Origin of the sequence: Bacteroides ovatus (assembly GCF_001314995.1) — a bacterium.
GTDB classification, from domain to species: Bacteria; Bacteroidota; Bacteroidia; order Bacteroidales; family Bacteroidaceae; genus Bacteroides; species Bacteroides ovatus.
Genome location: NZ_CP012938.1, coordinates 1,419,826 through 1,432,746, shown reverse-complemented (window position 1 = coordinate 1,432,746; position 12,921 = coordinate 1,419,826). Strand labels below are relative to the sequence as shown.

Below are 12,921 nucleotides of genomic sequence, written 5' to 3'. Positions count from 1 at the left end.
GACACCGAGAAACATCCTGTTTCTTTTAAAGGAACGAGCTGTTTCTTTAAAGACGGATATTAAATAGTTTACTTTGTAATGATTTTATCTTATTGATGTTTTTTCAGTTCTTCTTGTAAGATGACTGGTTCGTTGGTGGTAATGAAATCTACTTTCTGTTCGATCAGCGATTTCATATCTTCCACTTCGTCCACAGTCCACACATTTACTTTCAAGCCGAGTTCATGAGCTTCTTTGATCCATTCGGGGTGTTTCTTAATCACTCCCATGTGATAATCAAGACCGGCAGCACCGAGTTCCTTTAATTCTTTGGGAGACAGTTCTCCGTTAAGGTAAAATACCGGAGTACCGGCAGGAGCCAGGCGGATAAACTCTTTCATGGCATGCAGGGAGAATGTGATATATTCCATGCGGTTTTCCAGTCCCATTTTCTTCACCATGGCAAGGATTCCCTGTACGGCTTTGGTTTCACGTTTCTTATTGCTATGTGCTTTCAGTTCGAGAATCAGTCGGGTATTACAGTTCTTCCCGGCTTCCAGATATTGTTCCAGGCTGGGTAAGTTTTCTCCGTTGGATAATTTAAGTCCGGTCAGTGCGTCACCTTTGGAATACTCCATCGGTCTCATCTTGTATACAGGATCATGGTTGACCACCAACTTGTTATCCTTAGCGATCCATACGTCAAATTCTGAACCGTAACAACCGATGGAATCTGCTTTTAGAAGTGATGAAATACTGTTTTGTGATGATCCCGGAGTTTTCCAGAATCCACGGTGGGCTATCACTTTTGTCTGTGCCTGCATACAGCAAGCAACCATTAGAAGGGCAGAAGCCATCATCATTTTTTTTAAATTCATTTGTTTGGTCTTTTAAAAGTTTGATAGATTTAATTGGGTTTGGCCTCAAAATTATAAAAAAGAAAACGCAAATCAGATAATAATATGCTAATCTGCGTTAATCCTTGGGATTTTAAAATAGAAATGCTACAAAAGAATAACAGAATCTGCTCTTTCCGTTATTTTTATCAGTTAAGTATAGGCCTCTTCGTGTATTCCTCTCACCGCACGTCCGCTAGGCTCATTCAGATTCCTGAAAGCAATATCCCACGTCAGCGCTTCTGCTGTGGAACAGGCCACACTGGGAACACTCGGTACGCTGCGTGCTGCACTTTCACTGGGGAAATGCTCTTCAAAGATACTACGATAATAGTATTCTTCCTTGTTTTGCGGAGTATGGATGGGGAAGCGTTCGGCAGCATGTTCCATTTGCTCATCGCTTACGGCAGCTGCTGTGATTTCTCTCAAAGTATCGATCCATGAATATCCCACACCGTCACTGAACTGTTCTTTTTGTCTCCACGCCACACTTTCCGGTAACATATCGGCAAAGGCTTCGCGAACAATCCGTTTCTCAATTTCCTTTCCGGGGCACATTTTAGCTTTCGGATTCAGGTTCATGGCTACGTCGAGGAATTCTTTATCAAGGAAAGGAACACGTCCCTCTACGCCCCATGCTGATAGACTTTTGTTGGCACGAAGACAATCGTACATGTGTAACTTTGAAAGTTTACGTACCGTTTCTTCGTGGAATGCCTGTGGAGTGGGAGCTTTGTGGAAGTATAGATACCCTCCGAAAACTTCATCGGCACCTTCACCGCTCAACACCATTTTAATCCCCATCGATTTGATGACACGTGCCAGTAGGTACATGGGAGTGGAAGCGCGTACCGTGGTTACATCGTATGTCTCGATGAAATAAATGACATCACGCAGGGCATCCAGACCTTCCTGAACAGTATAGTTTATTTCGTGATGGACAGTACCGATATATTCAGCCACTTCACGTGCTTTAATCAAATCGGGAGCACCTTTTAATCCGATAGCGAAGGAGTGGAGTTGAGGCCACCACGCATCACTCGCTCCATCTGTTTCTATACGCTTTGCCGCATATTTTTTGGCAATAGCGGAGATAACAGAACTGTCCAGTCCACCCGAAAGAAGCACTCCATAAGGTACGTCACTCATTAACTGACGATGTACGGCATCTTCTAATGCTGTTTTTACATCATCGGTTTGTGCGTCATTGTCTTTGACGGCTTCATAAGCGGTCCAGTCGCGTGAATACCAACGTTTCATTTTTCCCTCTTTGCTATGGAAATAATGTCCGGGAAGGAATACTTCATATTCGTCGCAAAATCCTTCAAGTGCTTTCAGTTCGCTGCCGAAGTAGATTCTTCCTTCTTTATCTTTCCCTATATATAAAGGAATAACCCCTATCGGATCACGGGCAATCAGAAATTCATCCTTTTCTTCATCATAAAGAACAAAAGCAAAGATACCGCTAATATCTTCCAGAAAGTGGATGCCTTTCTCTTTGTAAAGAGCAAGAATGACCTCACAGTCACTTCCTGTCTGAAAGTTATATTTTCCGGCGTATTGAGCACGAATGTCCCGGTGATTGTAGATCTCACCGTTTACAGCAAGCACCTGTTTACGATCAGGAGAGTATAACGGTTGTCCGCCGCTCTGCGGGTCGACGATTGACAGGCGTTCGTGTGCCAGGATGGCACTTCCACCTACATAGATTCCACTCCAGTCCGGTCCGCGATGACGGATTTTCTGGGCCATCTTCAGTGCTTTATCTCTTAGTTCTTTCGTTTGAACCTTTATGTTGAGTATACCTGCTATTCCACACATAACTTTAAGTTTTTGGGGGTGATGTAATATGTTGATTGTTTACACTTTCGTCAAGTAAGTGTCTATTTCTGCAGCCGCTTTTCGTCCTCCTGCCATGGCACGTACGACGAGGCTGGTTCCTGTATCCGCATCTCCGGCAAGGAATACATTTTCGGCAAACTTCGGCTGTTCCGGTTTCAGGAATCCCATCGCCAGTAATACCATGTCCGCTTCGATGACTTCCTTCTTTCCTGTCGGTTTCATCGTGGGGCGTCCGCCATCTGTTGCCGGAATCCATTCCACTTCTTCCACTTCTACGCCTGTCACTTTTCCATTCTTTCCGAGAAACTGATTGGAAGCCAGACACCAACGGCGTGTACAACCTTCTTCATGGCTGGAAGTCGTTTTGAAGACTACCGGCCATTGAGGCCATGGGGTAGCCGGATTGTATCCGACAGGAGGTTTCGGCATGATCTCTATTTGAGTGACACTGACGGCTCCTTGTCGCACGCTGGTTCCGATACAGTCGGAACCGGTATCACCGCCACCTATCACGAGAACCTTTTTGCCTTTGGCATTTACCAACTTGTCTTTCGGGAAAGTCTGTCCTGCCAGAATCCTGTTCTGTTGTGCCAGCATTTCGAGTGCGAAATGAATCCCTTTCAGTTCACGTCCCGGAATACTCAAGTCACGTGCTGCCGGTGTTCCGGTACAGATGCAGTAAGCATCGAATCCTTCCGGTAAATGATTGACATCTATTTCTACTCCCATCTCAAACCGGATTCCTTCTGCGGCCAATATCTTCATCCGTCGGTCGATTACATTCTTGTCCAGTTTGAAATTAGGGATGCCAAATCGCAGTAATCCTCCGGGAGCTTCATCCTTATCGAATAGAGTAACGCTATATCCTTTTATATTTAACTGATTGGCAACTACCAGTCCGGCAGGACCTGCACCAATCACCGCTACTTTCTTTCCGTTTCTTTCCGGAGTCTTTACCTGTATATATCCTTCACGAAAAGCCGCTTCCACGATTGCCGCCTCATTCTCACGAATGGTTACCGGCTGATCGCACGAAAGTTTCAACACGCATGATTTCTCGCAAAGGGCAGGACAGATACGTCCTGTAAATTCCGGAAAATCGCAAGTAGACGACAACACCTCGTAAGCCTCTTTCCATTTCCCCCTGTACAATGCATCCTGCCATTCCGGTTGTTTATTCCCTATCGGACATGCCCAATGACAGAAAGGTACCCCGCAATCCATGCAGCGTGATGCCTGCAACTTACGGCTATTTGTATTCAATGTCTGTTCCACCTGACTGTAGTCAGTGATTCGCTCGCTCACAGGGCGATATCCCGCCTCCTGACGAGCTATATTTAAAAATGCTCTAGGATCTCCCATATAAATTAAAAATTGAGAATTAAAAATTGAAAAATAGTTGGTGATCGAGAAATTATTAAATCAAGAAGTTGTTAAATTGAAAATTAAAAGTTGAAAAATAATAGAATTGGAAACAAGTATTCACTACATTTATTTCTCAATTTTTAATTTTCAATTCTCAATTTATCTAATAGTCTCTTTGCATATCTGCAATTTTTTGTTGTAACTTTCTCATTTGTTCTTCCTGTAGTACTTTTTTGTATTCGATGGGCACTACTTGGATGAATTGATCTACGTAATGATTCCAGTTGTCGAGCATAGTGCGTGCCAGTTTCGAGCCTGTGTAGAGGTAATGCTGGCGGATTAGTTCGTGCAACTCTTTCCGGTAGCTGGCTTCTTCGATGAGTGATAGTTCTACCATTTCCATGTTGCAGAAATAATCGAAGTTGCCGTCCTTGTTCCATACATAAGCCACACCGCCACTCATACCGGCTGCAAAGTTACGTCCGGTTTGTCCGAGGACTACCACACGACCTCCGGTCATGTATTCGCAACAATGGTCACCCACGCCTTCTACGACGGCAACTGCGCCGGAGTTACGAACAGCGAAACGTTCTCCTACACGGCCGTTGATATATACTTCACCGCTTGTTGCGCCATAAAGCAAGGTATTACCGGCGATTGTATTTTTTTCGGCTTCGAAGTTGCTGCGGATAGGAGGCAATACGGAGATACGTCCACCACTCAATCCTTTACCCAAGTAATCATTCGCTTCACCTTCCAGTTTAAAATTAACTCCCGGTACGAGAAAAGCTCCGAAAGATTGACCTGCCGAACCTTTGAATTTTACATTCAGCGTATGTTCCGGCAATCCTTTGGCACCGTATTTCTTGGCGATTACTCCGGAAAGCATAGCACCTATTGCACGGTCTGTATTGGCAATCGTATATTCTAAAGAAATCTCTTTCTCATGTTCGATAGCTTCCTGTGCGGCATCGATGATGGTTACATCCTTTACAGCAGAAATTCCATGATCCTGATCGATGACATGACGGATAGCCGCACTGTTGTCAACACGTGCCAGCAATTTGGTGAAGTCGATTAAAGCATGTTTCGGATTCGGGTCATTGACATCGGACTTGCGTTCGATTAAGTCTGTACGTCCGATGATGTCATCCATCCGGGTGAATCCCATTTCAGCCAAATGCTCACGGACTTCCTGTGCCAGGAATGTGAAAAAGTTTACTAAATATTCACTGCGTCCATGAAAGCGTTTGCGTAACTCTTCATTCTGCGTGGCAACTCCTACCGGACAAGTGTTCTGATGACATTTACGCATCATTACACAACCCAATACGATTAATGCAGAGGTGGCGAAACCATATTCTTCGGCACCCATCAATGCCATTAAGATGATATCCCGTCCCGTTTTCAGCTGTCCGTCGGCTTGCAGAACTACTTGGCCACGAAGTCCGTTCAGAACCAGTGTTTGCTGTGTTTCGCTCAATCCTAATTCCGGCGAGATACCCGCATAGCGGATAGAAGAAGCAGGAGAAGCACCCGTCCCCCCTTCGGCGCCAGAGATGACAATCAAATCCGCCTTTGCTTTTGCCACACCGGCGGCAATTGTACCGACACCACTTTCTGCTACCAGTTTTACACTGATTTTGGCCTGTGGATTTACATTTTTCAAATCGAAGATCAGTTGAGCCAAATCCTCAATCGAATAAATATCATGATGGGGCGGGGGAGAAATCAGCGAAATCCCCGGAATGGAATGACGTGTTTTCGCAATCACATCATTTACCTTAAATCCCGGAAGTTGTCCCCCTTCACCCGGTTTGGCTCCCTGTGCTATCTTAATTTGAATTTCGTCCGCATTCACCAGATACTCTGCCGTTACACCGAAACGACCAGAAGCTACCTGCTTGATCGCACTTCGTAAAGAACTGCCATCCGGCAACGGTTGGAAACGCGCGGCATCTTCACCACCTTCACCAGTATTACTGCGTCCGTGGATTTTATTCATGGCAATAGCCATTGCCTCATGGGCTTCTTTGCTGATGGAACCAAAAGACATAGCTCCTGTGACGAAACGATGCAGAATATTTTCCACCGGTTCCACCTGATCGATAGAAATAGGATTACGACGGAATCCCAGGAAGTCACGAAGGAAAATAGGCTTCTCTTTTTCGTCTACCAGATGGGTGTACTCTTTAAATTTCTTATAACTCCCCAGTCGTGTAGCCAATTGCAGAGTGCTGATTGTTTCCGGATTCCATGCGTGCTTTTCTCCATCTTTACGGAAAGCATACAAACCGTTATTTTTTAATAACTCTTCATTTTTAATACTTTCAAATCCTTCTTTATGGAAAGCAATGGCATCTCTGGCTATTTCTTCCAGACGGATACCTCCGATCGGTGAACCGAGTCCTCCAAAATAAGCCTTGCTCAATTCTTCACTCAAACCGACAGCTTCGAAAATCTTAGCACCACGATAGGAGCGGATCGTAGAGATACCCATCTTACTCATGATTTTAAACAAGCCTTTACAGATGGATTTGATATAGTTCTTTTCAGCAGTGGTATAATCTAACTGAATATCCTTGTCTTTTACCAGTCGGTCGAGGACAGCGAATGCCATGTAAGGATTCAGGGCACTTGCTCCGAAACCCAATAATAACGCGGCGTGCATCACTTCACGTATTTCACCACTTTCTACGATCAATGCCGTTTGCACCCGTTTACCAACTGAAATCAGGTGATGATGAACAGCGCTTACTGCCAGCAATGATGGAATGGCAGCATGGGTAATATCCACCTCACGGTCCGTCAGGACAATGTAGTTTACACCTTCCGTCACGGATTCTTCCGCCATTTTACAAAGATGGGTCAGTGCTTCCTGCAATCCGGCTTTCCCTTTTGCAACCTCAAACAACATGGGTAGTTTGACTGTTTTGAAGCCTTTATACCGGATATTACAAAGAATATCCAGTTGGGTATTGCTTAAAATCGGATGATTCAGGCGTACCATTTTGCAATGACTTTCACTGGGCGTCAGAATATTCATACCGACTGCTCCAATGTATTCCGTCAATGACATCACCAGTTCTTCACGAAGTGGATCGATGGGCGGATTGGTTACCTGTGCAAATTGCTGACGGAAATAGTTGTAAAGCAACTGTGGCTTATCTGAAAGTACGGCGAGTGGCGTATCGTTACCCATTGAATTGATCGGTTCTGCTCCGGTGCTTGCCATTGGCATAATCAGCCTCTCGATGTCCTCTTTGGAGTAGCCGAAAGTACGAAGCATCCGGTCGTAGTTTTCTACGTGATGAGGAACTTTGCGCCCGCTTTTCAGTTCATCCAGCTCGATTCGGTTGGTAGATAGCCAGGTGCGGTAAGGCTTGGCTTCAGCCAACTGTTTTTTTAGTTCGTCGTCATAGTAGATCTCGCCTTTTTCCGTATCCACCAGCAAGATTTTGCCGGGCTGTAAGCGACCTTTTTCTTTGATGTCTCCCGGTTCGAAATCCATAACACCGACTTCCGAAGCCACTACCATCATATCGTTTTTAGTAATCAGATAACGGGCAGGGCGCAGGCCATTGCGGTCGAGCATACCTCCGGCAAATCGTCCGTCGCTGAATAGTAGTGCGGCCGGTCCGTCCCACGGTTCCATCAGGATGGAGTGGTATTCGTAGAATGATTTCAGATCCTCACTGATCGGGTTCTTCTCGTTGAAAGATTCCGGCACGAGCATAGCCATGGCATGTGGCAGGCTCAATCCTGACATCACCAGGAACTCTAGTACATTGTCCAGAGAAGCACTGTCGCTCATGCCCGGTTGTATAATCGGGCGGATTTCTTTTATATCGCCTAAAGTGGGAGTGGAGAGTACACTTTCACGGGCTTCCATCCATCCTCGGTTACCACGGATAGTATTGATTTCACCATTGTGTGCCAGCAGGCGGAATGGCTGTGCCAATCCCCATGTGGGGAATGTATTGGTACTGAAACGAGAGTGCACCAATGCCAGTCCGCTGGTAAAATAGCTATTTGTCAGGTCCGGATAGTAGTTGCGCAGCTGTAATGATGAAAGCATACCTTTATATATAATGCTTTTGGTAGAGAGTGACACGACATAAAAATCGTCTTTTGCCGGAATAGATGACAATCTGACTTTATTTTCGATTCTTTTCCGGATCAGGTATAACTTCCGGTCGGCAGTTTCCGTTTCCGTAAATCCGGTAATGAATACTTGTTTGATGTCCGGTTCGTTTGCCAGAGCCGATTCTCCCAGGATTTCGGGGCAGGTGGGCACATTGCGCAAATGCATCAATGTGAGTCCTTCTTTTTCAATTTCTTCAATAATAATACTTAGAATAGCTGCCTGGTCTTTTTCGTTTTTCGGTAAAAACAATAATCCTGTGCCGTACCGTCCTTTTTCGGGGACAGGAATACCTTGTAATAAAATAAACTCATGCGGAATTTGAAGCATGATACCTGCACCGTCACCGGTCTTGTTATCCGCACCCTCGGCACCGCGATGGCGCATGTTCTCTAATACCTTTAAAGCCGACTCAACAATGTCGTGTGACTTTTCTCCATGAATGTTAACCAGCATACCGACACCGCAGGCATCGTGCTCGTATGCCGCATCGTACAAGCCCATCTGCTGGGGCTGTCGTTGGTAAAGGAATCCTTCTGTTACGTTGTTAAAAAGTTCTTGTTTCTTCATTCTTACTAGCTTTATTGTATGATAATACCTATTTGATGTATCAAATTGTTTGGCAAAGTTAATGTTTTAATTTCAAAATGATAGTAAAATTTAGCTTTTGTGTGACGCGAAATAAGAATAGGAATCTTTATTCTTTTAATTTGTTATTAAAAACAGGAAATTTACTTTTAATTTGTTAGCTTATTTATCCTTATTTGAAGCTGATTGTAATTTGTTTCTTTTTGAGCTAAAAATAATATATTATTTAACTTTTTGATGTGTTTGCAACTTTTTTATGCGTTTATGTCAAATAAATATGCTTTTTGTTGTCTTTATGTTATTTGTAATGTGTATATTTGCAGGCGAAATAAAAATATCATAATATGTGTGGAATAGTAGGCTATATTGGTAAACGAAAAGCCTACCCTATCCTTATCAAAGGGCTGAAGCGACTGGAGTATCGTGGATATGACAGCGCGGGGGTAGCAATCATTAGTGATGACCAACAGTTAAATGTGTATAAGACGAAAGGAAAAGTCTCTGATCTTGAAAATTTCGTCACACAGAAAGATATTTCCGGTACAATCGGAATTGCCCATACCCGTTGGGCTACTCACGGGGAACCTTGTTCCGCTAACGCCCACCCTCATTACTCTTCTTCCGAAAAGCTCGCTCTCATTCATAACGGTATTATTGAAAACTATGCCGTTCTCAAAGAAAAACTTCAAGACAAAGGCTATATTTTTAAAAGTAGTACAGATACCGAAGTCCTCGTTCAATTAATAGAATACATGAAAGTCACTAATCAGGTCAGTCTGTTGACGGCTGTTCAGTTGGCATTAGGAGAGGTGATTGGTGCTTATGCGATTGCGATTCTTGATAAGGAGCATCCTGATGAAATTATTGCTGCCCGTAAGAGCAGTCCGTTGGTAGTGGGGATTGGAGAGAATGAGTTCTTTCTTGCTTCGGATGCTACTCCGATTGTAGAATATACCGACAAGGTGGTCTATCTGGAAGACGGGGAAATTGCTGTCTTGAATCTGGGGAAGGAGTTGAAGGTGGTCAACTTGAGCAATGTCGAAATGATACCTGAAATAAAGAAGGTGGAACTCAACCTCGGTCAGTTGGAAAAAGGGGGATATCCGCACTTTATGTTGAAAGAGATTTTCGAACAGCCCGATTGTATTCATGATTGTATGCGCGGACGTATTAATGTGGAAGCTGATAATGTGGTACTTTCTGCTGTGATAGATCATCGGGAAAAGCTGCTGAATGCCAAACGGTTTATTATTGTTGCTTGCGGAACTTCCTGGCATGCCGGACTGATCGGTAAGCATCTGATTGAGAGTTTCTGCCGCATACCGGTGGAAGTGGAGTATGCTTCCGAATTCCGCTACCGTGATCCGGTGATTGACGGGCAGGATGTGGTGATAGCAATTTCCCAGAGTGGTGAGACGGCAGATACATTGGCTGCTGTGGAATTGGCGAAAAGCCGCGGAGCATTTATATATGGTATTTGCAATGCGATTGGCTCTTCTATTCCCCGTGCCACTCATACCGGTTCATATATTCATGTGGGTCCGGAGATCGGAGTGGCTTCTACCAAAGCATTTACCGGACAGGTCACTGTATTGGCGATGTTGGCATTGACACTTGCCAAAGCGAAAGGAACCATTGACGAACAGCATTATCTTTCAATCGTACAGGAGTTAAATCATATTCCGGAAAAAATGAAAGAGGTGTTGGATTTGAATGATACTTTGGCGGAGTTATCGAAAACTTTCACTTATGCGCATAATTTTATTTACCTGGGACGCGGATATAGTTATCCCGTTGCTCTGGAAGGTGCATTGAAATTGAAAGAAATATCGTATATTCACGCCGAAGGTTATCCGGCTGCGGAGATGAAACACGGACCGATTGCTCTGATTGATGCGGAAATGCCGGTAGTGGTGATTGCTACGCAGAATGGATTGTATGAGAAAGTATTAAGTAATATTCAGGAGATCAAGGCACGGAAAGGAAAAGTGATTGCGTTTGTGACGAAAGGAGATACCGTTATCAGCAAGATTGCTGACTGTAGTATCGAACTTCCTGAAACAATCGAATGTCTCGATCCGTTAATAACTACGGTACCTCTCCAACTTCTTGCTTACCACATTGCGGTATGCAAAGGGATGGATGTGGATCAGCCGAGAAATCTGGCGAAGTCGGTAACAGTAGAGTAACTTTAAGTAGTAACTAGTATATAGAGAGATGGAACAATTGAAACATGAATGTGGCGTTGCCATGATACGCTTGCTCAAACCGTTAGAGTATTACGAGAAAAAGTACGGGACATGGATGTACGGTCTTAATAAACTCTACCTGTTGATGGAGAAGCAGCATAATCGTGGACAGGAAGGTGCGGGACTGGCGTGTGTGAAACTGGAAGCAAATCCGGGCGAAGAATATATGTTTCGTGAACGCGCTTTAGGTTCCGGAGCCATTACGGAAATCTTTGAAAACGTTCAAAACAATTTTAAGGATCTCACTCCCGAACAGTTGCACGATGCAGCGTATGCCAAACGAACTTTGCCTTTTGCCGGTGAAGTATATATGGGACATCTTCGTTATTCCACGACGGGAAAATCCGGAATCTCTTATGTGCATCCATTTTTAAGAAGAAATAACTGGCGCGCCAAGAATCTGGCTCTCTGCGGAAATTTCAATATGACGAATGTAGACGAGATATTTGCCCGTATCACTGCCATTGGTCAGCATCCGCGTAAATATGCCGATACATATATCATGTTGGAGCAGGTGGGACACCGTCTTGACCGTGAAGTGGAGCGTGTATTCAATCTTGCCGAAGCCGAGGGGCTTACGGGCATGGGAATCACTCATTATATAGAAGAATATATTGATTTGGCAAACGTGTTGCGTACTTCCAGCCGCGAATGGGATGGGGGATACGTGATCTGCGGATTGACCGGAAGCGGCGAGTCCTTCGCCATCCGCGACCCATGGGGAATCCGGCCTGCATTCTGGTATCAGGATGATGAGATAGCTGTTCTTGCTTCCGAGCGTCCGGTGATCCAGACGGCTTTGAATGTTCCGTTCGAGGAAATCAAAGAATTGCAACCGGGGCAAGCATTGTTAATCAGCAAAGAAGGTAAAATCCGTACTTCGCAAATTAACAAGCCGCGCGAAAATCATGCCTGTTCTTTCGAACGTATCTATTTCTCCCGTGGGAGTGATGTCGATATTTATAAGGAAAGGAAACGGTTGGGTGAAAAGTTGGTTCCGAGAATATTGAAAGCTATCAATAATGACATCGATCATACGGTTTTCTCTTTTATTCCCAACACTGCGGAGGTGGCTTTCTACGGAATGTTGCAGGGACTGGACGACTACTTGAATGAGGAGAAAGTGCAGCAAATTGCCGCATTGGGACATCATCCGGATATGGAGGAACTGGAAGTCATTCTTTCCCGTCGTATCCGTAGCGAAAAGGTGGCGATCAAGGATATCAAGCTCCGTACGTTTATTGCCGAAGGAAACAGTCGTAATGATCTGGCAGCCCATGTGTATGACATTACATACGGAAGTCTGGTGCCCGGTGTCGATAATCTGGTGATTATTGACGACAGCATTGTGCGTGGTACTACGCTGAAACAAAGTATTATCGGTATTCTCGACCGTCTCGGTCCGAAGAAGATTGTGATAGTATCTTCCTCTCCGCAAGTCCGTTATCCTGACTATTACGGTATCGATATGGCAAAGATGAGCGAGTTTATCGCTTTCAGGGCTGCTGTCGAACTTTTAAAGGAGCGGGATATGAAAGATGTGATTGCGGCTGCCTATCGTAAATCGAAAGATCAGGTGGGACTGCCGAAAGAGCAGATGGTAAACTATGTGAAGGATATCTATGCTCCGTTCACCGATGAGGAAATCTCTGCCAAGATGGTGGAACTGCTGACTCCCAAGGGAACAAAGGCGAAAGTGGAAATTGTCTATCAACCGTTGGAGGGATTGCACGAGGCTTGTCCGCATCATAAAGGCGACTGGTATTTTAGCGGTAACTATCCTACACCGGGAGGCGTGAAAATGGTGAACCGGGCATTCATCGACTATATAGAACAAATGTATCAATTCTAACAACCA

Annotated in this window: 6 protein-coding genes; 2 read left to right on the top strand and 4 right to left on the bottom strand. The window is 44.6% G+C overall.

The annotated features are described in order from the left end of the window. Nucleotides 1-89 precede the first annotated feature (89 nt). From Bovatus_RS05855 to gltB, 4 genes are all read right to left on the bottom strand, one after another. Nucleotides 90-857: a glycerophosphodiester phosphodiesterase family protein gene (locus tag Bovatus_RS05855; RefSeq protein WP_004300081.1), complete on the bottom strand. Its 768-nt coding sequence runs from the start codon at nt 855-857 to the stop codon at nt 90-92. A 171-nt stretch (nt 858-1,028) separates the two neighbouring features. Then, nucleotides 1,029-2,696: an asparagine synthase B gene (gene asnB / locus Bovatus_RS05850; protein WP_004300078.1), complete on the bottom strand. Its 1,668-nt coding sequence runs from the start codon at nt 2,694-2,696 to the stop codon at nt 1,029-1,031. A gap of 39 nt (nt 2,697-2,735) precedes the next feature. Next, nucleotides 2,736-4,079, bottom strand: coding sequence for a glutamate synthase subunit beta (locus Bovatus_RS05845; RefSeq protein WP_004300076.1), 1,344 nt, complete (start codon nt 4,077-4,079; stop codon nt 2,736-2,738). 166 nt (nt 4,080-4,245) lie between these two features. Beyond that, entirely contained in the window at nt 4,246-8,796 is a 4,551-nt protein-coding gene (gene gltB, locus Bovatus_RS05840; RefSeq protein ID WP_004300074.1) for a glutamate synthase large subunit, read from the bottom strand. Between the two features lie 362 nt (nt 8,797-9,158). Here gltB and glmS point away from each other — a divergent pair, with 362 nt between their 5' ends. Both glmS and Bovatus_RS05830 read left to right on the top strand, forming a co-directional pair. Beyond that, on the top strand, nt 9,159-11,003 hold the full coding sequence (gene glmS, locus Bovatus_RS05835) for a glutamine--fructose-6-phosphate transaminase (isomerizing) (protein ID WP_004300072.1): 1,845 nt from the start codon (nt 9,159-9,161) through the stop codon (nt 11,001-11,003). 28 nt (nt 11,004-11,031) lie between these two features. Next, nucleotides 11,032-12,915 (top strand): amidophosphoribosyltransferase, encoded by a 1,884-nt coding sequence (locus tag Bovatus_RS05830; RefSeq protein WP_004300070.1) that lies wholly within the window; start codon nt 11,032-11,034, stop codon nt 12,913-12,915. Nucleotides 12,916-12,921: the final 6 nt, after the last annotated feature.

Bases quoted from the DNA above. Each gene is read 5' to 3' on its own strand.
- Bovatus_RS05855 (WP_004300081.1), bottom strand. From the start codon at position 857: ATGAATTTAAAAAAAATGATGATGGCTTCTGCCCTTCTAATGGTTGCT.
- asnB (WP_004300078.1), bottom strand. From the start codon at position 2,696: ATGTGTGGAATAGCAGGTATACTCAACATAAAGGTTCAAACGAAAGAA.
- Bovatus_RS05845 (WP_004300076.1), bottom strand. From the start codon at position 4,079: ATGGGAGATCCTAGAGCATTTTTAAATATAGCTCGTCAGGAGGCGGGA.
- gltB (WP_004300074.1), bottom strand. From the start codon at position 8,796: ATGAAGAAACAAGAACTTTTTAACAACGTAACAGAAGGATTCCTTTAC.
- glmS (WP_004300072.1), top strand. From the start codon at position 9,159: ATGTGTGGAATAGTAGGCTATATTGGTAAACGAAAAGCCTACCCTATC.
- Bovatus_RS05830 (WP_004300070.1), top strand. From the start codon at position 11,032: ATGGAACAATTGAAACATGAATGTGGCGTTGCCATGATACGCTTGCTC.